Raw genomic sequence first — 25,667 nt, 5'->3', positions numbered from 1 at the left:
GCCCTGACAGCAATGTCAGGGCCTTTTTTTGTGGAATTGAAAAATGTTTAAGGCAGGTTTTTCTGAACGTGTTGCATAATGTTGATGTAAGTATCTACCCAGTAGTCTTGTTTGTTTTTATCAAAATACGCTAATAATTCTCGGTGAGTTTGATCGCTAACGGATAGGTGGTCCCCGCCAATGCCGTGAAAAATCAATTGTACTAATGCGTATTCGGCGCTAGCGGCTTCAACCATGCCGATCAACTCTGCGCCACTTTGGCCATGGGGAAGAAAAACTTGAGTAAAGTTTTTCGGTTGCGGTTGTTCCGATCCTTTAATCGAGACAAAAAGATCGCTTACCGCGGGTAAATAGTTACCGTTGGCGGTTTCGGTGTGGCCACACGGCGGGGTAAAGGTGCGCCCTTGTTTGCCGTCAATCGCATGAAGAAATGCATTGGCCACTAAGATTTCATCACGCATCTGCTCGACCGTGCGCTTATCTATATCGTTATACGCCTTTACCCAATCTGTTCCCGGCTGCGACTTGCTGCATGCGTGATAAATGGTGTGGTTGCCTAACTCGTGTCCATCTGCTGCCGCCTGGCGCCACTCGGTCAAACGATCATAGGTAACAGATGCTGATAGGTTTAAGTAAAACGAGCCTTTGAAGTTGTATTGGTTAAGCGCGGGTATGGCGTTGTCGAGCTGACTGTTGAGCGAATCATCGTAAGACAGACTAATCGCCGTTTTTTGACCGGCGGGCCAAGGGCTAGGTTCCGCTGCATGAAGGGCGGGCAAGCAAAGCACAGCGGCTACAAAAACACAGGTTCGTTTCATCACAATTTCCTTAATCAGTTATTGATCTTCTGTCGCGAAGAATATATCAAGTGACAACTACAGTCTTTGCGCGCAGCCTGTAAAAGTTAGGAAATAAATGCAAAGACTACAATGAACCTTGCATGAAATAAACCAGAAGAATTATAAGATGTTGAAAGTATTGGGCTTTTTCTGTTGGTATGGTTTCTGCTGAGTATGGGCAATGACCTTAACTCAGGAGAAAGTTATGACCAGTCAAAAAAACAAAGCGCGACTGAAGCAAGGATTGTTAGTTGCCGCGTTTATAAGCTTTACCGCTTGCGGTGGGGACGACTCTTCGAACGACAACGTTAATGTCAGCTCGTCAGTAAGTTCCGCGGTAAGCTCATCGAGTAGCTCGGTTGCGGCCAATTCCGCACCACTGGTTTCGGCTGGCGAAAATCTTCAGGTACAGGCCGGTGAGACTGTTAACTTAACCGGTCAGGCGAGTGACGACGGCGTCATCAGCCAGCAATTTTGGCTACAGGTATCAGGGCCGAGCGTGGCAACAGAAGCGCTTGGGGATGGTCAAATCCAATTTAACGCTCCAGCCACAGGCAATGCTGAGCAGCAGGTGACATTGGTGTTTGAGTATGCCGCCATCGACGATGAGGGCGCGCAATCTACCGATGCCGTGTCGGTAACGGTAGCGCGGGTTAACCAATCGCCGGTTGTACAATTGTCGCCTTTTAGGACTGAGAGCGGGTTAGTAGAAGTGGCGCTGCAAGCGGAAATTTACGACCCAGACGGCACTGTTAGCAGCATCCAGTGGCAGCAACTTGAAGGAGATAGCGTGGTTTTAGCTGACGCTGACTCCACTCGCGCAACTTTTACTGTGCCGGCCTTTGAGGGAGAGTCACGTTTTACCTTTAGCGTGGTCGCAATTGATAATGACGGTGCCAGTCAACGTCAGCAGCAAACACTGGTGTTAACGGACGAAAGTTCGCCCGAGGTGACTCTAGATTTCCCGCCTGCTCAGGGCACCTACTCGGCAGGTGCCGTGGATGTTGTGGGCAAAGTGAATACGGCTGACGGCGCCGCTATCAGTCGTGTGATGGTCAGCGGGGGTGTTAACGAGGTGAGCGCAGTGGTTCAGGCCTCTGGTGAGTTTCGTGCCAGTGATGTTGTTTTGCCTAGCAATGGTACCGCGCAATTGACCGTTACTGCAGAGGATGATCAGGCAAGAGCTGGGTATGCTCAGTCGAGTTTGATCATAGCACCTGAACATGAGCCAGGCGGTGGTGCCCACTGGGTGCAGTCAACCGCACTTGTTGCCAGCCCTGAAGGTGGCAGTGTCTGGGTGTTAGGCCGTGCCGAGGATGCCACCGATTTAAATTTAATTGAGGTTCAGCTAGACAATGGTTTTCGCAGTCTTGAAGTGACCGATTTTGCGGATGTCGAACAAGGTTCGGTGGCCGATAACTTCTCAGATATGGTTTACGATTTGGCTAGAAACAAGTTTTATCTTTCGGCATGGAATGAAGTGACGGTTGGAGAGGGTGATTCATCTTACATTCAGTATGAAGGCATGTTACTGAGTGTTGATGGCGCTACCGGCGAGCGCACTAAGCTGGAGCTACAATGGGTTGGCGATTCTGAAACCTTACAGCAGCCGCAGGGTTTATTTATGCGCGAAGAGCATCTCTATATTGCAGATCCTCAGGCGGGGCAGGTTGTTGGGCTGAATGTCACCACGTTGGAGGCATCGGTCATTGCCAACGAGCAGACGGTTGAAGTTTCTATTGCCGAGCCAGTACAAGTGTCTTGGAGTGAAACTTTACAAGAGTTGATCGTATTAAATCGCGGGGCCGGCACGGTGAGCGTGATGGCCTTGGATGAATCTCAGCAGCCGGCCTATTCGAGATTAATCTCGGATGGAGCAGGCATTGATTTTGGTCCAATGCCGCTAGAGTCGGCTGAGGCGGTGGCGATCGATCAAGTATTGAATAAGGTCTATTTGCTGACAGCGGTACAAAACAATGTGACCGTAGTAGATTCCGAGACTGGACAGCGTGAGGTAGTAACAGAAAATCTTGCTTCGGGCGAGTCAGGTTCGGCGGATATGATTTTTCACTCAGCCTCAGGGCTGCTCTATGTTGTGGGTGGTGAGGATTATCATCAACAATTACAGGCAGTTGAGCCGGTCAGTGGTGATCGGGTAGTGGTAAGTCAAAGCCGGTTTTAAATTATCGACATAATTGATCATCATTTGAGCGACTATATCCATAAGGTATGGAGCCGCGTTAGTCAGTAACGGCTAACGCTGTTTTTCAACTGGGCTTGGGTGGTTATTCATAATAATCGTTAAATTTACAATTCCTTGCGCTGTTTCGGGGCGCATAAATTCTCTGTGCGCCGTCACGGGTCGCTATTGGTGGTTTTTTTCGCATTAAACTTATGCAGTCAACGATTGGAACAACCCTTGCGTAGAGACTAGTATCAGGGCTGAAACCTCTATTTGTTTTTGCCATCGATTCTAAGGAGCTGTATGACACAACAGTGGCAAGAGATTATCAGCCAAGCTCAGGCACTGCGTAGACAACTTCACAGTGAGCCTGAACTGGGTTGGCAGGAATTTAATACAGCACAGCGTATTCGTCAGGAATTGGATCTGCTCGGTATTAGTTGGCGAATTTGTGCCGAAACCGGTACGGTCGCTACATTAGCTCCCAAGGCCCCAGGTCAACACATCGCATTGCGTGGAGATATAGATGCGCTACCCATCAATGAGAGCACTGGCCAACCCTGGTCGTCCACTCGCGCGGGTTGCATGCACGCTTGCGGTCACGACGGGCACACCGCCACTCTAATGGCATCGGCGATGTGGCTAAAACAGCATGAAGCGCAATTATCGGGCCCTGTGACGTTATTGTTTCAACCGGCCGAAGAGGGTGGGCACGGCGCTCGCGAGATGATTAAAGATGGTGCCCTTGAAAATGTTGACTGCATTTATGGTTGGCACAATTGGCCTGCAATCGAGTTTGGAAAGCTTGTTTGCCCCGATGGTATTGTGATGTGTGGTAACGGCACATTTGACATTATTCTTCACGGTCAAGGTGGTCATGCCAGTCAGCCTGAGCTGTGTCGAGACCCTGTGCTGGCGGTGGGGGCATTGGTACAGGCACTACAGCAAATTGTCAGCCGGCGCTTACCCCCTCAGCAAGCCACAGTGCTTAGTGTCACCTCAATTGAGGCGCCCAGTGGTCCCACCGTTATTCCCGAAACTGCGAAAATTGGCGGTAGCATTCGCGTGTCAGATCGAGCAGCACGCGATCAAGTTAATCAATTAATTACTGAAATTTCTGAGCAAATTGCCGTTGCCTACGGTGTCACCGCCGAGGTGAATATTTATCCGCGCTATGACGCCACCATTAATCATGCCGAGTATGCGCAAAATATGCGTCGCTTGTGGTGCCGCAATAACACAGGTCAGGTTTTGGATGAGAATATTGCTATTCCGATCATGGCGTCGGAGGATTTTAGCTACTACCTTAAACAAGTCCCGGGGGCGTTTGCCCTTATTGGCGCCGATGATGGTGATAATCATCACTATGCCTGTCACAACCCAAATTACGATTTTAATGATCGATTGATCGACCCAGTGGTGAAATTATTTAGTCAGTTAGTGGGAGCACCCATGCCACAGTAAGTACCACATCGAAGGCTGTTTAGCCGTGTCAAGGTTAGGAGAAAGTTATGAGTATTTTTACAGCGCGTGAATCTGAAATCCGAGGTTACTGTCGTGTCTATCCTGTTGTGTTTGATACGGCGAGTAATGCGATTCAGGTGGATGATCAAGGCAAAGAGTATATTGACTTCTTTGCCGGTGCCGGAGTGTTGAACTTTGGCCACAACAACGAGCGAATGAAACGCGCGGTAATTAATTACATCGAGTCCGATGGTGTAACGCACAGCTTGGATATGCACAGCACGGCCAAGCAAAAGTTTATGGAGCGTTTTACCTCTACCATTCTGGAGCCGCGCTCGATGCCCCATAAAATGCAATTTATGGGGCCCACTGGCACTAATGCGGTGGAAGCTGCCCTTAAGATTGCGCGCCGAGCAACAGGGCGTACGCAGATAGTTGCTTTTACTCACGGCTTTCACGGTATGACGCTGGGAGCACTGGCGTGTACTGCCAATCAAGCTTTTCGCGCGGCGTCAGGCGTACCACTGGAGCACGTGTCCCACTTTCCTTTCGATTGCACCGAGGCTAACGCTATTCCCGGCGGCGGCGCAGATGTGATTGAACAGATGCGCTGGCTATACACAGAGGGCTCATCCGGCATGACCCCGCCGGCGGCTTTTTTGGTGGAAACCATTCAGGCTGAAGGTGGCGTTAATGTAGCCAGTAAAGAATGGCTGCAGAGTTTGGCTGCGCTTGCGAAAGAACTTGGTTCGTTGTTGATTATTGATGATATTCAAATGGGCTGTGGTCGAACTGGTTCGTACTTTAGTTTCGATGAAATGGACATTGATCCAGATATTATCTGTCTGGCAAAAGGTATCGGCGGTTGGGGTACACCTATGGCGATGAATTTAATTAAGCCCGAAGTGGACAAGCATTGGAACCCGGGTGAGCACACCGGCACCTTCCGAGGTCAAGGGCTCAGTTTTATTGCTGGAGCTGAAGCGCTCGGTTATTTCGAGACGCCAGATTTAATGGATGAGGTCAAAGTCAAAGGCAAGGCTATGTATGACGCCGTTGCCCCGTTAGAAGAAAAGTACGAGTCGGTACACATACGCGGCCGGGGTATGGTTTACGGCGTGGATGTGGGCGATGGTGCAACCGCCAAGGCAATTATCAGTGCTTGTTTTGACGATGGCTTGCTCGTGTCGGCCTGTGGTAGCGGTGGGCGAGTGATTAAACTTATTCCGCCTTTGACAATTCCGCAAGATCAGATGGAAACCGGTTTGGCAACGCTGCTTAAGCATGCCGAAAAAGTGTTAGGGGGTGGTGCATGATTCAGCGCGATGATATGACATTCCCGTTCGAAGAATACGAGCGGCGTTTAACGGCACTGCGGGCGCGCATTGAAGAGCGGCATTTAGATGCCGTAGTAATTACCGACCCCGAAAACATCATGTATTTAACGGACTATCAAACCACCGGTTACTCCTTTTTTCAGGCGTTGGTAGTACCGTTAGAAGATGAGCCTTTTATGATTACCCGCGCCATGGAGGAGTCCAACATTATTGCGCGCACTTGGGTCGAGCGCACTCGTCCCTACCCCGATACTGGGGACGCCATTCAAATGTTGGTAGATGCGTTGCGTGAATTTGGTTTGTCCAAAAAACGCATCGGCTACGAGCGCAACAGCTACTTCTTCCCCGCGTATCAGCAAGACACAATCCATACCACGTTAACTGAGGCGAAGCTGCTTGATTGTTTTGGTATTGTCGAAGAGGGACGCGTATGTAAATCACCGGTGGAAATTGCTGTGATGCGCAAAGCGGCACTGGCTACCGAGGCCGGTATGTCAGCTGGTATTTTGGCGTGTAAAGCCGGTGCCACCGAGAATGAAATTGCGGCCGCCATCAGTGATGGAATGTTCCGCGCCGGCGGCGAGCCCCCCGCGGTAATGCCCTATGTCACATCTGGGCCGCGCAGCATGATAGGTCACGCCACCTGGGAAGGTCGCACCGTACAGCCCGGTGAACATGTGTTTTTGGAGGTGGGCGGTTGCTATCGGCGCTACCACACCGCCATGATGCGTACGGTTGTGCTGGGTGATTTAACTGACTCTATGTATAAAGCGCAAGAGAAAATGAAACACGCGCTGTCAGCTATGCACGATTATTTTCAACCGGGTATGACGGTGTCAGATGCGGATAATTTAATTCGCAATATCATTTCTGACAATGATGTCGGCGCGCGCTTAATTACCCGCTCCGGTTATTCCATTGGTATCGCTTTCCCTCCCAGTTGGGACGAAGGTTATATTGTCAGTCTTAAGCAAGGCGAGTCGGCGGTGCTTAAAGAGGGGATGACTTTCCATATTATTCCCTGGATGTGGGGCGTGGATGGCGACAAAACCTGTGGCATCTCAGATTCCATTCACATTACCGATGAAGGTTGTGAGTCATTTTTCAAAATGGATCGTGACTTCACCGTTAAAAGTGATGAAGGTGTCAGTGTCGCGCAATTAAGTACACAGCGCGCCAAGCAAAAGAAATCGGACAAGTCCCCCGCGCCTGCGGACGATGACAAAACCCAGGAATCCTAGGAGGTGATATGTTAACAGCCAACAATCCGTTCACCGGAGAAAAAATCGCTGAATACGAATCGCTGGATGCCGAGCAAGTGAGCGCTCGTATAGGTCAGGCGAGCGAAGCCTTTACGACCTGGCGACACACCTCTTTTGCCGAGCGCGCCAAAGTGCTAACCGCTGTGGCCGCTGAGTTGCGTAAACGCAAAAGCACAATAGCGCAGTATATGGCCGATGAAATGGGTAAGCCGGTACGCGAAGGTGAGCCTGAGGTGGAAAAAGCAGCCTGGTGTGCCGAGTACTATGCAGAGCATGCTGAGGAATACTTAACGTCGGAGTCACTGCCTTCCGATGCCAGCCGCAGTTATGTCTGCTATCAACCGCTGGGCACGCTCTTGGGGGTTTTGCCCTGGAACGCGCCTTTGTGGCTGGCCTTTCGTTATTTGGCGCCGGCGTTAATGGCGGGTAATACCTGTGTTATGAAGCACGACCCCAATGTGCCGGCCAGCGCTCAGTCTATCGCCGATGCTTTTGTCGCCGCCGGTGCGCCGGAAAATATTATGGTGAATTTGCCGGTGGAAACGAGTTTGGTGGAAAAAGCCATTCGCGATCCTCGCATTGCCGCGGTGTCTTTTACCGGCTCGGCCGGTGCCGGCAGTAAGGTGGCCGCGGTGGCCGGTAGTGAAATCAAACCCTGTGTGCTGGAACTCGGTGGTTCCGATCCCTGTATTGTCCTGGCCGATGCCGATTTAGAGGCTGCAGCGGATGTTGCGGTTTTATCTCGCATTATTAACGCCGGTCAGTCCTGTATCGCCGCCAAACGCATACTGGTTGAAGAGTCAGCATTGGATAAATTTGTCCCTATGCTGAAGTCGCGCCTGCAAGCTTTAAAAATGGGTGATCCTAAAGACGAGCAAACACAAGTCGGCCCCATTGCCCGGCGCGATTTGCAGCTAAATCTACATCGCCAGGTTAGCGAGACGGTCGAGGCCGGGGCAAAATGTTTGCTGGGTGGTGAGTTGCCAGACAGTGCAGGTTACTTTTATCCAGTGACTTTATTGACGGAAGTGACTGCGCAAATGACGGCGTTTCGGGAGGAAACTTTTGGCCCCGTAATGGCTGTCACATCGGTGTCTGGCATTGAGGAGGCGATAGAGCTTGCCAATGACAGCGATTACGGCTTGGGCGCCGCTATCTGGACGGCGGATGTCAAACAAGCCGAGCAGTGGGCGCAGCAAATTGACGCAGGTCAGGTGGCCATTAACGGAATTGTCAAAACCGACCCGCGCCTTCCCAGTGGCGGCATCAAGCGATCTGGTTTTGGCCGGGAACTCGGCCCGCACGGCATTAAAGAGTTCGTCAATGCCAAGCAGGTTTGGGTGAAGTAGTGGTATAGGTTGCCGGTGTGCGGAGAGCGACTAACAGTTGGTTGCTCTCCGTATACCTGAGCCAGATACTGTACCGCAGAACGCAGAACGCAGAACGCAGAACGCAGAACGCAGAACGCAGAACGCAGAACGCAGAACGCAGAACGCACATAAGTGCGATACTGCCTCTTACCTCAGTACCTTTTAAGGCCGAGTCTTTGTACGGTTGGACTGCTTGTTAAGTCACTGTGCAATGAGCAGAACTTTTCTGGCCAGTGTTTTTGCTTTTAGCAGTAGTAAACCCGAGAATAATAGCTCCAGAGCCGTTGCCACCATATTGGCTTTGTTGTCTGCATCTAGATAGAAAGGGTCGAGGCTACGCTCCGCAATGAGCCATAAAGTGGCCCAGTAAACGGCATCGACGATCGCGTAATAGAGAAAATAAACGGCCATGGCTAACAGTACGGTTGTTAGTATTGATAGAACGTCCATGGCTTCAATCGGCTGATCAATCTCCGGCTTTACAATAAGATTGGCAAGCTTTAAGGGAAAGAACCAAAAGCACAAAGCAGCCAAAAGCGGCGCTGCTGTGGTTGTAAAAACAAAGGCTAAAGGCAAGTCAATGTGATTGCTGCCGCCTGTGGCAACACCGACCAATAATGAAAATTGCGGTACGCTGTATAAAAGTAACAGTATGGAAAATATCCGTATCGCGATGGCCAGATAATGTGTCGGTCTCATTTCTATTCCCTTATTCCAATCCGTGTGTGGTGTGCAGAGCCCGTCATAAATTTGCCAAGTCAACGGCTTATGACGGCCGGCTCAATGTAATGCCTTCTCTCCTTCCTGGCAACCGGTGGCCCGGTTCTGCGCTGGCGAAAACGTGCCTTGCCAATGTTGGGTTCCTAAAACCCGCGATATTCACTAGACTGGGTGCACTATACATTCAGAATTTAGGGGCACGGGTGATGTGGCGAGCTTTGGGAGTGGCCGTTTTGGCTATGGTACAGCTGACTGCTTGTTCTTCTGTGCCTTCGTATGGTTCGACGCCCGAATCGCTCGGCATTGATGTTTTGCCTAATGGCAGCAAGCAGTTTGTGTATCGGGTGGGCTTACCGCCTGAGGTCGAGGCTCGCTTAAACCCCCGCGCCCGGCCCGGTCGCCCGCCAGGCGAGCGCGACTATCGCAAACTGCAAAACCGAACACTGTATGTTGTCACCCAGACGGGCTATTGTCGGTCTGGCTATTTTGAATTGGATTACCGGTTGGGAAATCAGGTGCAGTGGATTCGCGGTGAGTGCCGTGAGGGCGCGAGCGCTGAGGATGAGCGCAACTTTGCCGAACGCCAACAATTGCCCCTGGATGCACTGGAATAAAACACTACCGTATTGCCCTGAACGAGCCATGTCGCTAAGTAGAGCTTTCTCTTGGCGTTTGTATCAAGAGGAGCTAATCCCCGCTTTTACCGGCAAACTTGTCTATAATGCGCGGCTCTAACCGGAGCCTTTATCATGTCACTAGCCACTCTCTATCTAAACCCGCAAAAAGATCGCCGAGTAAAACGCGGCCACCTTTGGATTTACAGCAATGAAGTCGATACCAAGCGCTCACCGCTTAAAGGGATTGAGCCGGGTATCGCTATGCGCGTGGTGAACGCCCGCGATCAGTTTATCGGGGTGGCTCTGGTAAACCCTGCCAGTTTAATTTGCGCGCGTTTAATTAGCCGACAAGATGCGCCGTTTAGTGCCGCCGACTTTGCGGCCAATTTGCTGCCTCAGCGTCTGCAAAGTGCGCTGGGTGTACGCGATGCCGCCTTCTCCGAGCCTTATTACCGTTTAATATTTGGTGACAGTGACTTTCTGCCCGGCTTGGTGGTGGACCGCTTTGGTGATTACCTGGTGGTGCAGATTGCCTCGGCGGGAATGGAAAACCTGCGTGCCGAGATTGTCGAGGCTTTAGTGACTCTGCTGTCTCCTAAGGGCGTACTCTTGGCCAATGAACACAGCGCTCGCTCGCTGGAGGGATTGCCGCTGTACACCGAGGTCGCCTATGGCGAGGTGCCGGAGCAGGTGCCCTTAATCGAAAACGGCGCGCACTTTTTAGCGCCGGTACGAACTGGGCAAAAAACCGGTTGGTTCTACGATCACCGCATGGCTCGCGCCCAACTGCAATCCTGGGCCAAGGGTGCCCGGGTGCTCGATGTATTTTCCTATATTGGCGGTTGGGGGATTGAGGCGCTGGTAGCCGGTGCTGAGTCGCTGGTGTGTGTCGATGCGTCGCAATCGGCGGTGGATGCGGTGTACGCCAACGCGGCCTTAAACTCAGTAGAGGATCGGGTCGAGGCTATTGCCGGTAAAGCGATTGATGTTCTAAAGCAGTTGATAGCGCAGGGGCGACAGTTTGATGTGGTGGTGCTCGACCCACCGGCGTTTATTAAGCGGCGCAAAGATCAACAGGCCGGCGAGGCCGCCTACCGTCATATCAATGAGCTGGGTTTGCAGTTGTTGGCCGACGGAGGGCTGCTGGTGTCGGCCTCCTGCTCGATGCATCTGGCCGAACAGACCCTGATTGAAATTGTGCATGCCAGTGCCTGGAAGCGCGGGCGCGATGCCCGCATTATTCAGCGTATGGGGCAGGGGCCAGATCACCCAACTCACCCTGCCATTGTTGAGACCAATTATTTAAAGGCTATTTTTGCGCGGGTGACGACTCGGCCAAGCTAGTTTTTTGCAATGCCAGCTTCAGGTGTTGCTGGCGCTCTGTAGCGGATAAGCTAGGGTCGTTTTGCAATGAATTTAGCTGATTTTCAAGCGCTAGAATGTTTAGTTCGGGTAACAAATCGTGCTCGCTGCTAAAGCTAAGTAGTTGTTTTACCGAGTCTGAGGTTAATTGGCATCCATCGGGTGCAAACTCGCAATGATCGATATCGAGTGCTGCGTCAATGGTGGCCGATAAGGCATTGCGCCACAACGCTAATTGGCTACGTGCTGGCAAACGCTGGTAGGTTGATACAGTAACGCTGGCCGGTTGCCAGTGGCTGGCGAGTTTCTCGATGCTGTCACAGGTTAGGCGAGTGGTTAATTCTAAGAGTGTTCGCCGCCTGTTTTGCGGCAGCTCTGACACTTTGAGCTGCCCGTCGCTTTGGTGCTTCTGTTGGTATTCCTGGGCTGTTCGCTGCCCGTCATCTGCGTACAATAAAAACTCCACCACATGCAGGCCGATGGTGGCCTCACTATCGTCGGTTAAACCATGCTGGGTGAGTAAGGTGTCGCGATGAATCGGCAGGGTCACATCGTGTGCTAAGCCGCTGACGGGGTAGCCCTCAACACTGTCGAGAAAACCCGGTGCAATAGGCGTCTGGTGAATGTATTTAATATCCCGAACCAACTGCGCAAATAAATTGGGGTTGCTTTCGGCCATGCCCAGGGTGAGGTTTGTTAAATGCACCGCCGCGTGTAGGGTGTGCCATTGCGCTTGGGCGGCGGCAAGCCCTGAGTCTTTAGGGCTTTCTAAAAAGGCCTCCACTCGCTGTTGCAAGGTTTGGCAGGCCTGACTTAAGTCGGTGGTGGCAGTTAAGGTGTGCTGCCGCAATTGCTCAGAGAGTTGATTTAATTGAGCGGCGGTCGTTGGCGCCTGCCGGTGTTCTGACTCTGGCGCGGGCGGTGTATCCATCGGCACTGGTGCTGTTTGTCGCTCGCACCCAAGTAGCAGGGTGCAGCATAGGCTCACCGCCAGCAGGCTGGCCCAGGTGTTCATGCAGGCTCTCGCAAATCGAGTATGGGCCATTGTTTATCACATGCGGTTTGCTCCAGCGCTGGATCTGGGTTAACCACCACCGGGTGACCTACTTCTAGTAGTAAGGGTAGGTCGTTGATTGAGTCGCTGTAAAAGTAACTGTCGTGCAGATCGAAGGGGTGATCTTGCAGCCAGTGGTGGAGGTTCTCAACCTTACCTTCGGCAAAACAGGGTGTGCCGAGATAGCCGCCGGTGTATTGCCCATCGATCAGCTCAGGGTCGGTGGCAAGGATGTGGTCGACCGCCAGAGCTTCGGCAATCGGGCGGGTAATAAACCCGTTGGTGGCGGTAATAATTAATAAATAATCACCCTGTTGGCGGTGTTTATCGAGTAACTGCAGGGCCTTGGGTAGCATAATGGGGGTAATGGCTTCGCGCAAAAAACCTTGATGAATGCGCTGCCACTGGGCTTCCGAACGCTCTGGTAGCGGTGACAGGGCAAACTTTAAATAGGCATCGATATCCAGTTCGGCCCGCTGGTAGGCCAAATAAAACTCGTCGTTTTGGCGGCGGTAGGCTTTTTCATCGACCAAACCTTGCGCAATAATGTACTCGCCCCACAGGTGATCACTGTCACCGCCTATCAGTGTGTTATCTAAATCAAATATGGCCAGCGCCACGGGTTTGCCTCCCAGATCCTATAAAGTGCATAGCATACTAGATCTTACACTTGAGGAATAAGCATTTGGTATTCCTTGCCAGTTTGTGTAACCTCAATTGATTAGACGTGATGTTTTGTGGAAAAATGCTCGCTAAACCCTTAAAAAGCCTCAAAATAGCGACAGACACATCCGCGGGGCAAAGGCCGCAGTGGCTAGGGCCTGAGCTAATGAATTGGGTCCATAGCCACAATAATTATATAGTTGGGAAGGTGCAGTGATAGATTCCGATGGGTTTCGCCCCAATGTAGGGATAATTCTAACAAACGAGCAAGGACAAGTCCTTTGGGCTCGCCGTGTGGGTGGGCAAGACGCCTGGCAGTTCCCGCAGGGGGGGATTAATCACCACGAGACTCCCGAGCAGGCTTTATACCGTGAGTTAGGTGAAGAAATAGGGTTGACTGAGGCCGATGTGGATATTATCGCCTGCACCCGCGGCTGGCTGCGTTATCGGCTGCCGCATCGATTGGTTCGACACAATGCTCAGCCGCTGTGCGTGGGACAGAAACAAAAATGGTTTTTGCTCAAGCTTAAAGGCGACGAGCAGCGCATTACGGTAGATAATGACGGTCACGCAGAATTTGACGATTGGCGCTGGGTGTCCTATTGGTATCCCTTGGGGAAAGTGGTGGCTTTTAAGCGTGATGTGTACCGCAGGGCTCTTAAAGAGCTGGCGGCGGCTCACAGTCAAATGGAGCGTATGCAGTTTCTAACATCGTAGGGCTCATCACAGTGGTTGAGACCGACGGAATAACATCTTGAGTGAACACTAATGGCAACTATGCTTAATTCACTGCGCAGGATCGTACAGGAAGTTAATACCGCCCGGGACCTGAATAAGGTACTGGGTATTATTGTCGCACGTGTTAAGCAGGCCATGCAGACCCAGGTGTGTTCGGTTTATTTGCGCGATCACGTCGGTGACTACGTATTAATGGCCACCGAGGGTTTGCAGGCAGAGGCGGTGGGGCAGGTGCGTCTTGCTCGTGGTGAAGGTTTGGTGGGTCGGGTAGTGGTCCGCGAAGAGCCGGTCAACCTTGAAGATGCCGAATCTCACCCCAGCTATCAATATTTCCCCGAAACCGGTGAAGAGCGTTACAGCTCCTTTCTCGGTGTGCCGATTGTTCACCACCGCCAAGTGCTGGGTGTGCTGGTGGTCCAGCAAAGTGAAAGGCGCCGTTTCGATGAGGGCGATGAAGCCTTCTTGGTAACCATGTCAGCCCAGCTGGCCGGAGTCATCGCCCACGCGGAGGCAACTGGCACCATGTTGTCTGTGGGGCAGGCGCCAGCTCAGGCGAAGTTTGCCGGGGTGTCCGGTGCGCCAGGGATTGCCATTGGCCAAGGGGTGGTTATTGCACCTTTGGCGGATTTAAAGTCGGTCCCGTTTCAAACCTGCCAAGACATAAGCGCTGAAATTGATTTTTTTCAGCAGTGTTTAATGGCGGTGCGTGAAGATATCAAAGGGCTTGGGCAGCAGCTCGAAGAGCGGCTTAACCGCGAAGAGCGCGCCCTGTTCGATGCCTACCTCGCCATGCTGGATGACGCCTCTTTGGGGGGCGAGGTAATTGCCAAAATCAAAGAGGGCACCTGTGCGCCTTACGCCTGGAGTGAGGTGATTCTCGAGCACGAGAATACCTTTGCCAGTATGAGTGATGACTATCTGCGTGAGCGGGCGACCGATGTGCGCGATCTTGGGCGCCGGGTGCTGGCGTACCTGCAAGAGTCCAATCAGCACTGCAAAATTTACCCCGATAAAACCATTCTTATTGGCGATGACTTAACCGCCTCTATGTTGGGCGAAGTGCCGGCGGATAAGTTGGTGGGGCTTGTGTCTGTGCAGGGTTCCAGTAACTCTCACGTGGCTATTTTGGCTCGCGCCATGGGAATCCCCACGATTATGGGGGCGCAGGACTTACCCTACACCCGCATGGACGGTCGGCCCTTGATTGTCGATGGTTACAAAGGGGCGGTTTACAGTGACCCAGGTGCGCAGCTGTTAAAGCATTACGAAGCCATTGCCCTTGAGGAGCATGAGCTGGTTAAGGGGCTGGAGGCACTTAGTGACCTCCCTTGTGAGACTCTGGATAAGCACCGATTGCCTCTGTGGGTGAATACGGGTCTGATGACCGATGTGTTGAGGTCACTAGAGCGCGGCGCCGAGGGCGTGGGCTTGTACCGCACCGAGGTGCCATTCTTATTGCGCGACCGCTTCCCCTCCGAAGAAGAGCAGCGGATCATTTACCGCGAGCAGCTCGAAGCTTTCGCCCCACACACGGTGACGGTGCGTACCCTGGATATTGGGGGCGATAAGGCGCTGCCGTATTTTCCGATTTCTGAAGACAACCCATTTTTGGGGTGGCGCGGCATTCGGGTTACCCTCGATCATCCGGAAATTTTCCTAGCGCAGATAAGGGCCATGTTGAAGGCCAGCGTTGGGCTTGATAACTTGCGTATCCTGTTGCCGATGATATCCGGTATTACCGAGCTCGAACAGGCTAAAACGCTGATTTACCGAGCCTACCACGAACTGTTGGAAGAGGGTTTCGAGGTCAATTTGCCACCTATTGGGGTTATGATTGAAGTGCCGGCGGCGGTCTATCAGGCGCGTGAGCTGGCCGAGCGTGTAGACTTCTTGTCGGTGGGCAGCAACGACTTAACTCAATATCTATTGGCGGTGGATCGCAATAATGCCCGAGTGGCAGATTTATACCAAGCCTTCCACCCCGCAGTGTTGCGAGCCCTGGAGCAAGTGGTGCAGGCCGGCCACTCGCAGGGGGTGAGTGTTGGGATTTGTGGTGAGCTTGCCGGCGACCCCGGTGCAGCCATTATTTTAATGGCGATGGGTTACGATGTATTGTCGATGAACGCCTCTAACTTGCCTAAAGTAAAATCGGTCATTCGCTCCATTAATATGGATCAGGCCGAGGCCCTGTACTCGGATGTCATGCAGTTGATCGATGCGGAGCAAATTCGTGCCCGCATTGCACAAACCTTGCGTGAGGCGGGAGTCAGCCGTGTGGTTCGCCCGCTAGAAGAAGACGAAACTCGCCAGCTGAATTAACACGGCTCGTTCGCCCTTGAGCCGTCCGCTGGCTTCTCGCTGGGCGGCGCTTCCCCCTGTCACAATCGCGATGGTATGATGCCATCCTTTTCGTTTGCCGCCAGAGTGATACCAAATACTATGCTGACCCACCCGAATTTTGATCCTGTAGCAATCTCTGTTGGCCCGCTGGATGTGCACTGGTACGGCATTATGTATTTGCTGGCGTTCGCGGCGGCCTGGGGTGTAGCTATGCATAGGGCCGGCCGGGCCGGCTCTCCCATTACCCGCCCCCAGGTAGAAAACCTAATTACCTACGGAGCCTTCGGCGTGGTGCTGGGCGGCCGGTTTGGTTATGTGGTGTTTTATAATTTTGACGCATGGATGAACGACCCTTTGTGGTTGTTCCGTATCTGGGAGGGCGGCATGTCTTTCCATGGTGGCTTTATCGGCGTCGTATTGGCGATGTTGTTTTACGCCCATCGCCTGCATATCCCTTATTTGCGATTAACCGACTTCGTAGCGCCGATTGTGCCTTTGGGGCTGGCTTTTGGTCGATTGGGCAATTTTATTGGTCAAGAACTCTGGGGCCGAGCTACCGACCTGCCTTGGGCGATGGTGTTTCCTAAAGACCCGGAGCAGCTGGCGCGTCACCCATCGCAGCTTTATCAGATGGCTCTGGAGGGCATTCTGCTCTTCATTATTGTTTTTTGGTTTTCCAAAAAGCCTCGCCCGGCGGGTGCGGTTAGCGGTGTTTTCTTGATTGGTTATGCGCTGTTTCGGATCTTGGTCGAATTCGCTCGGGAGCCGGATCAGCACATACAGTTCGACCTGTTCGGTTGGGTGACTCGTGGACAGCTGCTGTCGTTACCGCTTCTTGTATTAGGTGTGGGTTTGTTGGTGGCAGCCTATGGCAGTCATAAGTTGATGGGTAAGGCCGCTCAGGGGGGAGACAAGTGAAACAATATTTGGATTTAATGCGCGATGTGGTGGATAACGGCCTTGACCGGGGAGATCGCACCGGTACAGGTACCCGCTCAGTGTTTGGTCGGCAGATGCGGTTCGATTTGGCTCAGGGCTTCCCGCTAATGACCACTAAAACGGTGCATCTAAAGAGTGTGATTGTTGAGCTTTTGTGGTTTTTGCAAGGCCGTACTGATGTGCAATGGTTGCAAGAGCGCGGCTGTCGCATTTGGAACGAGTGGGCCACCGCAGACGGTGACCTAGGGCCGGTGTACGGCAAGCAGTGGCGCAGCTGGGCCTGCCCCGATGGCTCCACTATTGATCAGATTACCCAAGTGATCGAACAAATTCGCACCAAGCCCAATTCGCGCCGGTTAATTGTCAGTGCGTGGAACCCTGCTGACTTGCCCGATGAGGGGGTGTCGCCCCAGGACAATGTCGCGGCGGGTAGAATGGCCCTGGCGGCGTGCCACACCTTGTTTCAGTTTTATGTGGCCGATGGCAAGTTGTCGTGCCAGTTGTATCAGCGTAGTGCCGATTTGTTTTTGGGGGTGCCCTTCAATATTGCCAGTTACGCACTCTTGACCCATATGATTGCCGAGCAGTGTGAACTCGAAGTGGGCGATTTTGTCCATACTTTTGGCGACTGCCACCTTTACAATGACCACCTGACCGACGACATAGTCTTCGCTCAGTTGGAGCGCGAACCGCGCACCTTGCCCAAGCTAGTGATTGCGCGAAAACCGGCGTCTATTTTTGACTATGAGGTAGATGATTTTCAATTTGAGGGCTATGATCCCTATCCGCGCATAAAAGCGCCGATTTCGGTTTAACCTGGATAGTTAGGAGAAGCCCCTTGAGATTAGCCATGATAGTCGCCTGCGGCGCCGAAAACGCCATAGGCAAAGGCAATACCATGCCTTGGCATTTGCCGGCTGACCTGAAGTACTTTAAGCAGGTTACCCTCGGCAAGCCGATTATTATGGGCCGAAAGACTTTTGAGTCGATTGGTCGACCGCTGCCGGGGCGTCTTAATATTGTCATTTCTCGTGACGAGCACTGGCCTGCCCCCGAAGGAGTGGCCAGTGCAACCAGTGTTGATCGGGCGATTGACCTGGCGCGGGATCATGTGCCTGCCGGGGTGGGTGAGATCATGGTTATCGGTGGCGAGCAAATATATCGCGCAGCTTTGGCGCGGGCCGACCGAATCTATATGACAGAGATTGATGTGGCTGTGGAGGAGGCTGATGCCTTTTTTCCCGAGCTACCCGAGAGCGACTGGCGAGAGATATCTCGCCAAGCGGGTGAGGCGGATGCTCCGCTGTCTCACTGTTTTTTGGTATTGGAGCGTAACGCCCGGGCGATTGCTTAAAACGTTTATCGACCTATTTGGCATCTTTTATAATTAATGTGTGGTTAAATATTGGGCAAGCGTTACCTGTGCCTTGTGATGGTGCGGTAAAGTGTTACCTGTATGATACCAATATACACAGTTGTAAAGGCATTTGGATTAGGCATTGAATGTAGAGGAAGCCTCTTATTACAATGCTGCGTTCTTAACGACCTCGTAAGAGGCTCAGTGGATATGCGTCTGTGACAGCAGTCTGTCGCACAAACCTGATGAAGCACCCGAGTTGGGGGATATATGAAAAAGCAGCGAATGAAAGCCGTGGCTCTGACCACTGTGCTTTCTGCCAGTGCGCTAATGGGTAGCGCTGTCATGGCAGATGAAACCTTGGAGCAAGTTCTCCAGGTTAGCCAGACAAAAACAACCTTGGCCAAGGACTCCCAAGTCCGTATCGATCGTCTTGCTCAGGAAACTGACGACTTGCTGGTACAATTTAAGCAAGTCAACAAGTCAATCGAAGATATGCGTCTATACAACAGCCAGCTCGAGAAGCAAATTGCCGCTCAGCTTACGGTTATTGAAGACCTCAACGATTCCATTGAAAACGTTACTGTTATTCAGCGTCGCATTCAGCCGCTGGTGATTCGTATGTTGGATGCGCTGGAAAACTTTGTAGAGTTGGACAAGCCATTTAAGCTGGAAGAGCGTCTTGACCGTATCGCTATGCTGCGTGACAACCAAGACCGTGCCGATATTTCGGTTGCTGAGAAGTTCCGTCAGGTGCTTGAAGCTTACCGTATCGAGAGTGAATACGGCCGCTTCATCGAAGCCTACCGTGACACTTTGAATATCGATGGTCAGGATCGCGAAGTCAATATTTTGCGTATCGGTCGTGTCTCTTTGATGTATCAAACAACTGACACTGAGCAATCAGGTGCCTATGACCCAGTTCAGGGTGAATGGGTTGCCCTGGATGACTCCTACCGCGGTCAGATCCTTAAAGGCCTGCGCATCGCCCGCAATCAGGCCGCTAAAGACATTATGTTTGTACCAGTCCAAACTCCGGAGGCGGCGCAATGAAAATGAAGTTTGCTAAAAGCTGCCTGGTAGCCTTGGCTGCCGGCCTGTTCGCCACCAATATCGCAATGGCTCAAAGTGACGACAAGGCTGCTAGCCTTGATGAACTGTTGAACATGGTGAAAGAGTCGCGCATTAATGAATCTGCCGAACACAAGAAGCGTGAGCAGCAGTTCCAGCGTGAGAAAAACAACCAAGCGGGTTTACTTAAGCAGGCGCAGGACACCCTGGCTGCTGAAGAAGCTCGCTCTGCTCGTTTGGAAGACACTTACGCCAAGCAAGAGCTGGATGTTGATGCCAAAACCAAGCAGTTCAACGAAGAGCTGGGTTCACTGAAAGAGCTGTTCGGTCATCTGACCTCAACGGCCGGTGATTTACGCTCTACTTTGAGCACCTCGCTGATTTCGGCTCAGTACCCCAATCGCGGTGAGTTCTTAACCACCTTGATCGATAAAATGAACAGCAACTCTCGTCTGCCTTCGATCCAAGAGATCGAGCGTCTGTGGTACGAACAGCAGCGTCAAATGGTTGAGAGCGGCAAGATTGTTAAGTTTAACGGCACTGTTATCAAACCAAATGGCGAGCAAGTAAGCCAAGAGGTTGTACGTGTTGGTTCTTACAACCTGCTGTCTAACGGCAAGTACCTGAACTACATCTCCGACGGTTACAAAATGGAAGAGCTGACCCGTCAGCCTACCGGTAACTATCTGAGCGCGGCTGATGAACTGCAAAACGCCGGTGGCGGTCTGGTGGGCATAGGTATTGACCCAACAGGTCCTACCGGTGGTTCTCTGTTAACTGCATTGATCGACAGCCCAACGTGGGGTGAGCGTCTGTGGAGTCAGGGCGGTGAAGTTGGTTACGCCATTATGATCGTTGGTGCTGTTGCACTGCTGATCGGTGTGTGGCGCTTCTTGTACCTGTTCACTGTCAGTGCCAAGGTAAGCTCGCAGCTGAAATCTAGCAAAGCCAACACCAATAACCCACTGGGTCGTGTGTTGAAAGTAGCCGAAGACAACCCAACCGTTGACGGCGAGACACTTGAGCTGAAACTTGAAGAAGCTGTATTGAAAGAGCGTCCTGCTATTGAGAGTGGCTTGTCTATTCTGAAAATCATCGCAGCTGTCGCGCCTCTGATGGGTCTGTTGGGTACCGTTACCGGTATGATTCTGACCTTCCAGGCTATTACCATCTTCGGTGCCGGTGATCCGAAAAACATGGCCAGCGGTATTTCCTCTGCCTTGATCACCACCGTTTGGGGTCTGTTGGTTGCTATTCCAACCGTACTGATCCACACCGTTGTGAATGGCCGTGCCAAGCGTGTTCTGCACGTACTTGAAGAGCAGGCTGCAGGTATCATCGCCGAAAACGCCGAGCGCAAGTAGGAGTAAAAGATATGGGTTTAATGGAAGCAGTAGCCGCCATTAAAGCCTTTCTAGACCAGGGCGGCCCCATCTTGATCGGGATCGCCGCCCTAACCTTCGTAATGTGGACACTCGCTTTCGAGCGGATGTGGTACTTCAAAGGTGGTTTGAAGGGCGATGTACAGAAGGCCTTGGATGCTTGGGAAGCACGCTCCGAGCGCAAGTCCTGGAATGCACACCAGATTCGTTATGCGCTGATCTCTCGAGTTGAGGATAAGGTCAACACTAACATGGACATGATTGCCACTATGGTAAGTTTGTGTCCGCTCCTCGGTCTGTTGGGTACTGTTACCGGCATGATTGAAGTGTTCAATGTGTTGTCTGTAACCGGTGGTGGTGATGCCAAAGAGATGGCAGGTGGTGTCTCGAAAGCGACTATCCCGACAATGGCGGGTATGGTTGCAGCACTGTCTGGCCTGTTTGCCAACACCTATCTGACTCGCATAGCCAACCGTGAAAATCAGTTGCTTGCTGACCATCTGACGATGGATCACTGAGGCTGGCAAGACTAGCAACCAGTTAAAAGAGAATTGCCATGAGCAGTAGAAACGAAGCTGAAGACGAGCAGAGCGGAGCGATTGACCTCACTCCTATGCTGGACGTTGTCTTCATCATGCTGATCTTCTTTATCGTAACTGCCACGTTCATTAAAGAGACCGGGGTAGAGGTTGATCGTCCTGATGCGACTACGGCGGAAGAGAAGAAAGACGCCAGTATCTTGATTGCGATTACCGATGGCGATGAGATCTGGATCGACAAGCAAGAGGTGGATCCTCGTGGGGTGCGGGCGCAAATAGAGCGTCTGCTTGCAGATAATCCAAACGGCAGTGTTGTTATTCAGGCCGACGCTGAAGCGAGTGTAAAACTGCTTGCTGAGGTGGCCGATACCGCTCGTCAGCTGAGTGTGAGTAACATAGCCGTTTCAACTGTGAAGAATTAGGCCGCTATGAATTTTGGAAGAGTAATAATTTCGATTGCATTAGCGGTAGGCACCACGTTTGGCCTTCTATTTCTGATGCAGGCATTGATTAACACTGATCTGAAAGCCGAAGATAAACCTGAGACTACTCGGATCGAAAATATTCAAATGCCGGATACCACGATTGAGACTCGCTACGAAGCAGCGAAGCCGGACAAGCCGGAAACGCCGGAGACACCTCCGCCGGATATTCCAGAGCCCGACTTCAAGGCACCAGATATGAACCCACAAGGTTTAAATATGGATGCGCCTAGTCTCGGTGCCGATATCAACATCAGCACTAGTGGCTTGGGTGGCGATGGTGAGTATTTGCCTATCGTAAAAGTTGCACCTCAGTACCCACGACGCGCCGCTCAGCGTGGTGTTGAAGGGTTCGTGACCGTCGAATACACAGTAACCACTACCGGGGCAACTCGCGATGTGGTGGTGATTGAGGCGATCAAAAAAGATGGTAGTGAAACTACTATGTTTAACCGAGCTGCGATTCGTGCTGCCGAGAAATTTAAATACAAGCCACGGGTAATCGACGGTACTGCGATTGAAGTTCCAGGTGTTCGCAACCGCTTTACCTTCGAACTGGCGAAGTAGGGGTGGTGAAAATGAAGAAGTTGAAATCCGTAATTACCAACACCTTGCGTAAGTCAGTTGCAGTGTCGGTTGTTGCTGCGGCTCCGTTTGCCTTATTGAGTGCTGCCGATGTGTCAGCACTGGATGTGGCGCCGGCTGGCGCAAAAGCGCTGCAACCTGCTGAAAAGCGTCCTGATCCACGTCGATTGCCGGGCTTGCCTCAGTCTTTTCTGGAAGACTATAGCGAAGTCACATCGACCCTAGAGCCAAATGATGAGCAAATTGCTGACGGCGCCAAGCCGAACCCAGCAAAAGCTTTTGAGATGGCCAAAGAAATGGAAGAAGATGCCGACGACCTGAATCCATACGCCAAGGCGATGTTGTTTCAGGTATTAGGGCAGATTTACTACGAACGTGAAGATACAGCGAATACCATTCGTTATTTCGAAAAGGTCGTAGGCCAATCCCCTAATTTGCCTGTTGGTACCGAGGCTCAGTTCTACTACTTCTTGGGTCAGCTTTACGCACAAGAAGAAAATGAACAGAAAGCTGTAGAGTATTTGGAAAAGTGGTCAAAAATGGTGGCGATGATCTCGCCTAGCCAATATGCGACCCTCGCTCAGATATACTATGGTGCCGATCAGCCAGAGAAGGCTTTGGCTAACATGCTGCATGCAGTTCAAGTGTATGAAGCCGAAGGCAAAGTCCCTCGTGAAGATTGGTTGAGCTTTTTGCGCGCACTTTATTATTTCAAAGAAGACTTTCAGTCGACTTTGAGTATTGTAAAGACACTGGTTCGTCACTATCCGAAGATGAACTACTGGACTCAGTTGTCTAGCTTGTATTATGAGCTGGGGCAAATGGAGAATTTCAGTCGCGCTCAGGACTCCATGTATGTGATGGGTGGACTGAAAAAAGAAAATGAACTGAAAGGTTTAGCCGGTTACTTCATCGAGAATGAAGCGCCATATAAAGCGGCTAAAGTGCTGGATAAAGCCATCAATAACGATAAGCTGGTAGATCCAACATCAGCGAATCTCGAGTTGTTGGCGAATTCATGGCGCTTAGCGCAAGAGACCGATAAAGCTCTGGTAGAAATGAAGCGTGCCGCCGCCAAGTCTGATGACGGTGATCTTTATTTTAATCTGGCGCGTTTGTTGTTCTCTCGCGATGAGTTTAGTGCAGCGTCTTCAGCGGCTAAAAATGCGCTGAGTAAAGGCGGTTTGAAGCGACCTGATCAAGTTCATATGACCATTGGTCAAACCGAGCTTGAGTTGGGTAACTTTGAAGAGGCGATTGAGGCGTTTACCAAAGCGTCACGTGATAAGCGCAGTCGTCAGTTTGCCAACCAGTGGATTAAGTTTACTGAAGGTGAGCGCAAGCGTCAGGAAGCATTGAAAGAAGGCTAGTTCGCTTAGATCTTCTACAAAAAAACCGGCCTTATGGCCGGTTTTTTTGTTTTAAGTATCGAGGATTTTTTCTTAGGCATTAAAAAACCCGCCGTAGCGGGTTCTTTAATGCGCTTGAATCAAGGTTAATCCAGCAGGTTTAAATCACGCACGGCACCTTTATCAGCACTGGTGGCAAGCATGGCATAAGCTTTGAGCGAAGCGCTGACACGGCGCGGCCTGACTTCAACGGGTTTCCAGGGGTTGTCGCTAGCATCCATTTTTTCGCGTCGGTCGTGTAGCTCGCGAGTGGAAATTTGAACATCGATCGTGCGATTGGGGATGTCGATACGAATAGTGTCACCACTTTCGACCAATCCAATAGCGCCCCCAGCTGCGGCTTCGGGTGAGGCGTGGCCAATGGAAAGGCCCGAGGTTCCACCTGAAAAGCGACCGTCGGTCAGCAGGGCACAGTCTTTGCCGAGACCTTTAGATTTAAGGTAGCTTGTAGGGTAGAGCATCTCTTGCATGCCTGGGCCGCCACGCGGGCCTTCGTAGCGGATAATAACGACATCTCCCGCCTTTACCCTGCCTTCCAAAACATCTTCTACGGCAGCTTCTTGGCTTTCAACGACATGGGCTGGGCCTTCGAAGACTAAAATGGAATCGTCTACGCCGGCGGTCTTTACCACACAGCCATTTTCAGCAATATTGCCGTAGAGAACGGCCAGACCACCTTCGGTGGAAAAGGCATGATCGATATGGCGAATACAGCCCGTTTCACGATCCCCGTCCAGGCTGGGCCAGCGCGCGGCTTGGCTAAAGGCGACTTGCGTGGGAACGCCGCCGGGGCCGGCTTTAAAGAACTCGACTACCTCTGGGCTCGGGTCACGCATGATGTCCCATGTGTCGAGCGCTTCTTTTAATGTGTCACTGTGGACGGTAGGCACAGTGGTATCCAATACGCCTGCGCGATCCAATTCGCCGAGTATGCCCATAATGCCACCAGCACGATGCACATCTTCAATATGATATTTTTGTGTGTTGGGGGCAACCTTACAAAGCTGAGGTACTTCACGTGAGATGCGGTCGATATCGGCCATGCCAAAATCCAATTCAGCTTCTTGCGCCGCAGCCAATAAGTGCAAAATGGTATTGGTTGAGCCGCCCATGGCGATATCCAGTGCCATCGCATTGCCAAAGGCTTTTTTATTGCCAATAGCGCGGGGTAGAAGGTGTTCTTCATCGCCCTCGTAATAACGTTTGGCAATTTCGACAATACGGTGTCCGGCGCGTTTAAATAATTGTTCGCGGTCGGCGTGGGTGGCCACAATTGTGCCATTGCCAGGTAGCGAAAGTCCAAGGGCTTCGGTCAGGCAGTTCATTGAGTTAGCGGTGAACATGCCCGAGCAGCTACCGCAGGTGGGGCAAGCGCTGCGTTCAATTTCAGTTAGTGTTTCATCGTCAACGCTGTCGTCGGCTGCCATGACCATGGCGTCGATTAAGTCCAGACCATGATCGAGCAATTTGGTTTTGCCGGCTTCCATAGGGCCGCCGGAGACAAAAATTACCGGGACATTAAGGCGCATGGCGGCCATGAGCATTCCGGGGGTGATTTTGTCACAGTTGGAAATGCACACCAGCGCGTCGGCACAGTGAGCATTGACCATATACTCCACGGAGTCGGCGATAATATCGCGCGAGGGCAGCGAATAAAGCATGCCGTCGTGGCCCATGGCGATACCGTCATCGACCGCAATCGTGTTGAATTCTTTGGCAACACCACCGGCCTTTTCAACTTCGCGTGCCACCAGCTGACCCATGTCTTTCAAGTGCACATGGCCGGGAACAAACTGAGTAAAAGAGTTGGCAATGGCGATAATTGGCTTTTGAAAGTCGTCGTCTTTCATGCCGGTTGCGCGCCATAATGCGCGGGCACCGGCCATATTGCGGCCGGCGGTGGTGGTTCTGGAGCGATAAGTAGGCATAATTTCCCCGGATTAATGGCTGCAGCC

Annotated in this window: 22 protein-coding genes and 1 pseudogene; 18 read left to right on the top strand and 5 right to left on the bottom strand. The window is 51.8% G+C overall.

The features are described from left to right. Window positions 1-47: 47 nt before the first annotated feature. Window positions 48-818: a polysaccharide deacetylase family protein gene (locus tag Q4563_RS03975; protein WP_303603670.1), complete on the bottom strand. Its 771-nt coding sequence runs from the start codon at window positions 816-818 to the stop codon at window positions 48-50. Window positions 819-1,020: 202 nt separating this feature from the next. Between Q4563_RS03975 and Q4563_RS23590 the strand changes: the two are divergent. The 5 genes and pseudogenes from Q4563_RS23590 to Q4563_RS03950 form a co-directional block, all read left to right on the top strand. Beyond that, window positions 1,021-1,740: pseudogene (locus Q4563_RS23590) on the top strand (PKD domain-containing protein); the annotation flags it as partial. Between the two features lie 1,584 nt (window positions 1,741-3,324). Continuing rightward, window positions 3,325-4,485 carry a N(2)-acetyl-L-2,4-diaminobutanoate deacetylase DoeB2 gene (gene doeB2 / locus Q4563_RS03965; protein WP_303603668.1) on the top strand — a complete coding sequence of 387 codons (1,161 nt, stop codon included), beginning with the start codon at window positions 3,325-3,327 and terminating at the stop codon, window positions 4,483-4,485. Between the two features lie 47 nt (window positions 4,486-4,532). After that, window positions 4,533-5,801, top strand: a complete 1,269-nt coding sequence (locus Q4563_RS03960) for an aspartate aminotransferase family protein (RefSeq protein ID WP_215976912.1) — start codon at window positions 4,533-4,535, stop codon at window positions 5,799-5,801. Continuing rightward, on the top strand, window positions 5,798-7,063 hold the full coding sequence (gene doeA / locus Q4563_RS03955) for an ectoine hydrolase (RefSeq protein WP_215976913.1): 1,266 nt from the start codon (window positions 5,798-5,800) through the stop codon (window positions 7,061-7,063). The genes Q4563_RS03960 and doeA overlap by 4 nt, the downstream gene beginning before the upstream one ends. Before the next feature lie 8 nt (window positions 7,064-7,071). Beyond that, window positions 7,072-8,433 (top strand): NAD-dependent succinate-semialdehyde dehydrogenase, encoded by a 1,362-nt coding sequence (locus Q4563_RS03950; protein ID WP_303603667.1) that lies wholly within the window; start codon window positions 7,072-7,074, stop codon window positions 8,431-8,433. Window positions 8,434-8,655: 222 nt separating this feature from the next. Here Q4563_RS03950 and Q4563_RS03945 read toward each other — a convergent pair whose 3' ends face one another. Continuing rightward, entirely contained in the window at window positions 8,656-9,153 is a 498-nt protein-coding gene (locus Q4563_RS03945; RefSeq protein WP_303603666.1) for a hypothetical protein, read from the bottom strand. Window positions 9,154-9,380: 227 nt separating this feature from the next. Here Q4563_RS03945 and Q4563_RS03940 point away from each other — a divergent pair, with 227 nt between their 5' ends. Beyond that, entirely contained in the window at window positions 9,381-9,788 is a 408-nt protein-coding gene (locus Q4563_RS03940) for a hypothetical protein (protein WP_303603665.1), read from the top strand. 135 nt (window positions 9,789-9,923) lie between these two features. Beyond that, the gene (locus tag Q4563_RS03935; protein WP_303603664.1) at window positions 9,924-11,135 is read left to right on the top strand and encodes a class I SAM-dependent rRNA methyltransferase; all 1,212 of its coding nucleotides are present in this window, start codon (window positions 9,924-9,926) and stop codon (window positions 11,133-11,135) included. On the opposite strand, the gene Q4563_RS03930 is transcribed toward Q4563_RS03935, so the two are convergent. Further along, window positions 11,101-12,168 (bottom strand): imelysin family protein, encoded by a 1,068-nt coding sequence (locus Q4563_RS03930; protein ID WP_303603663.1) that lies wholly within the window; start codon window positions 12,166-12,168, stop codon window positions 11,101-11,103. The two genes, Q4563_RS03935 and Q4563_RS03930, sit on opposite strands and share 35 nt — an antisense overlap. Next, entirely contained in the window at window positions 12,165-12,827 is a 663-nt protein-coding gene (locus tag Q4563_RS03925; protein WP_303603662.1) for an HAD family hydrolase, read from the bottom strand. Before Q4563_RS03925 ends, Q4563_RS03930 begins: the two co-directional genes overlap by 4 nt. A gap of 256 nt (window positions 12,828-13,083) precedes the next feature. Here Q4563_RS03925 and Q4563_RS03920 point away from each other — a divergent pair, with 256 nt between their 5' ends. From Q4563_RS03920 to Q4563_RS03870, 11 genes are all read left to right on the top strand, one after another. After that, the gene (locus Q4563_RS03920; RefSeq protein ID WP_215976920.1) at window positions 13,084-13,587 is read left to right on the top strand and encodes an RNA pyrophosphohydrolase; all 504 of its coding nucleotides are present in this window, start codon (window positions 13,084-13,086) and stop codon (window positions 13,585-13,587) included. A gap of 60 nt (window positions 13,588-13,647) precedes the next feature. After that, window positions 13,648-15,927, top strand: a complete 2,280-nt coding sequence (gene ptsP, locus Q4563_RS03915; protein WP_303603889.1) for a phosphoenolpyruvate--protein phosphotransferase — start codon at window positions 13,648-13,650, stop codon at window positions 15,925-15,927. 120 nt (window positions 15,928-16,047) lie between these two features. Beyond that, entirely contained in the window at window positions 16,048-16,866 is an 819-nt protein-coding gene (lgt, locus tag Q4563_RS03910) for a prolipoprotein diacylglyceryl transferase (RefSeq protein WP_215977111.1), read from the top strand. After that, window positions 16,863-17,702: a thymidylate synthase gene (locus tag Q4563_RS03905; RefSeq protein WP_303603661.1), complete on the top strand. Its 840-nt coding sequence runs from the start codon at window positions 16,863-16,865 to the stop codon at window positions 17,700-17,702. Before lgt ends, Q4563_RS03905 begins: the two co-directional genes overlap by 4 nt. 23 nt (window positions 17,703-17,725) lie before the next feature. Next, window positions 17,726-18,241: a dihydrofolate reductase gene (locus Q4563_RS03900; RefSeq protein WP_303603660.1), complete on the top strand. Its 516-nt coding sequence runs from the start codon at window positions 17,726-17,728 to the stop codon at window positions 18,239-18,241. Window positions 18,242-18,514: 273 nt separating this feature from the next. Beyond that, window positions 18,515-19,297: a DUF3450 domain-containing protein gene (locus tag Q4563_RS03895; RefSeq protein ID WP_215976922.1), complete on the top strand. Its 783-nt coding sequence runs from the start codon at window positions 18,515-18,517 to the stop codon at window positions 19,295-19,297. Next, the gene (locus Q4563_RS03890; protein ID WP_215976923.1) at window positions 19,294-20,679 is read left to right on the top strand and encodes a MotA/TolQ/ExbB proton channel family protein; all 1,386 of its coding nucleotides are present in this window, start codon (window positions 19,294-19,296) and stop codon (window positions 20,677-20,679) included. Before Q4563_RS03895 ends, Q4563_RS03890 begins: the two co-directional genes overlap by 4 nt. Window positions 20,680-20,690: 11 nt before the next feature. Beyond that, on the top strand, window positions 20,691-21,215 hold the full coding sequence (locus Q4563_RS03885) for a MotA/TolQ/ExbB proton channel family protein (protein WP_215976924.1): 525 nt from the start codon (window positions 20,691-20,693) through the stop codon (window positions 21,213-21,215). 38 nt (window positions 21,216-21,253) lie between these two features. Next, complete coding sequence (locus tag Q4563_RS03880; RefSeq protein WP_215976925.1) at window positions 21,254-21,658, top strand: ExbD/TolR family protein; 405 nt, start codon at window positions 21,254-21,256, stop codon at window positions 21,656-21,658. 6 nt (window positions 21,659-21,664) lie between these two features. After that, window positions 21,665-22,285, top strand: a complete 621-nt coding sequence (locus Q4563_RS03875) for a TonB family protein (RefSeq protein WP_215976926.1) — start codon at window positions 21,665-21,667, stop codon at window positions 22,283-22,285. 11 nt (window positions 22,286-22,296) lie between these two features. Then, window positions 22,297-23,673, top strand: coding sequence for a tetratricopeptide repeat protein (locus tag Q4563_RS03870; RefSeq protein ID WP_215976927.1), 1,377 nt, complete (start codon window positions 22,297-22,299; stop codon window positions 23,671-23,673). A 125-nt stretch (window positions 23,674-23,798) separates the two neighbouring features. Here Q4563_RS03870 and ilvD read toward each other — a convergent pair whose 3' ends face one another. Next, entirely contained in the window at window positions 23,799-25,640 is a 1,842-nt protein-coding gene (gene ilvD, locus Q4563_RS03865) for a dihydroxy-acid dehydratase (protein ID WP_303603659.1), read from the bottom strand. Window positions 25,641-25,667 lie beyond the last annotated feature (27 nt).

Source organism: Gilvimarinus sp. 1_MG-2023 (genome assembly GCF_030548285.1).
This window is presented reverse-complemented; position numbering and strand designations above follow the sequence as displayed.

What these genes read in the sequence shown, in the direction of transcription:
- Q4563_RS03960 (WP_215976912.1), top strand. Translation starts at nt 4,533, where the DNA reads ATGAGTATTTTTACAGCGCGTGAATCTGAAATCCGAGGTTACTGTCGT.
- Q4563_RS03895 (WP_215976922.1), top strand. Translation starts at nt 18,515, where the DNA reads ATGAAAAAGCAGCGAATGAAAGCCGTGGCTCTGACCACTGTGCTTTCT.
- Q4563_RS03975 (WP_303603670.1), bottom strand. Translation starts at nt 818, where the DNA reads ATGAAACGAACCTGTGTTTTTGTAGCCGCTGTGCTTTGCTTGCCCGCC.
- Q4563_RS03930 (WP_303603663.1), bottom strand. Translation starts at nt 12,168, where the DNA reads ATGAACACCTGGGCCAGCCTGCTGGCGGTGAGCCTATGCTGCACCCTG.
- Q4563_RS03945 (WP_303603666.1), bottom strand. Translation starts at nt 9,153, where the DNA reads ATGAGACCGACACATTATCTGGCCATCGCGATACGGATATTTTCCATA.
- Q4563_RS03935 (WP_303603664.1), top strand. Translation starts at nt 9,924, where the DNA reads ATGTCACTAGCCACTCTCTATCTAAACCCGCAAAAAGATCGCCGAGTA.
- Q4563_RS03950 (WP_303603667.1), top strand. Translation starts at nt 7,072, where the DNA reads ATGTTAACAGCCAACAATCCGTTCACCGGAGAAAAAATCGCTGAATAC.
- ilvD (WP_303603659.1), bottom strand. Translation starts at nt 25,640, where the DNA reads ATGCCTACTTATCGCTCCAGAACCACCACCGCCGGCCGCAATATGGCC.
- Q4563_RS03880 (WP_215976925.1), top strand. Translation starts at nt 21,254, where the DNA reads ATGAGCAGTAGAAACGAAGCTGAAGACGAGCAGAGCGGAGCGATTGAC.
- Q4563_RS03890 (WP_215976923.1), top strand. Translation starts at nt 19,294, where the DNA reads ATGAAAATGAAGTTTGCTAAAAGCTGCCTGGTAGCCTTGGCTGCCGGC.
- doeB2 (WP_303603668.1), top strand. Translation starts at nt 3,325, where the DNA reads ATGACACAACAGTGGCAAGAGATTATCAGCCAAGCTCAGGCACTGCGT.
- Q4563_RS03885 (WP_215976924.1), top strand. Translation starts at nt 20,691, where the DNA reads ATGGGTTTAATGGAAGCAGTAGCCGCCATTAAAGCCTTTCTAGACCAG.
- Q4563_RS03875 (WP_215976926.1), top strand. Translation starts at nt 21,665, where the DNA reads ATGAATTTTGGAAGAGTAATAATTTCGATTGCATTAGCGGTAGGCACC.
- Q4563_RS03940 (WP_303603665.1), top strand. Translation starts at nt 9,381, where the DNA reads ATGTGGCGAGCTTTGGGAGTGGCCGTTTTGGCTATGGTACAGCTGACT.
- doeA (WP_215976913.1), top strand. Translation starts at nt 5,798, where the DNA reads ATGATTCAGCGCGATGATATGACATTCCCGTTCGAAGAATACGAGCGG.
- ptsP (WP_303603889.1), top strand. Translation starts at nt 13,648, where the DNA reads ATGCTTAATTCACTGCGCAGGATCGTACAGGAAGTTAATACCGCCCGG.
- lgt (WP_215977111.1), top strand. Translation starts at nt 16,048, where the DNA reads ATGCTGACCCACCCGAATTTTGATCCTGTAGCAATCTCTGTTGGCCCG.
- Q4563_RS03870 (WP_215976927.1), top strand. Translation starts at nt 22,297, where the DNA reads ATGAAGAAGTTGAAATCCGTAATTACCAACACCTTGCGTAAGTCAGTT.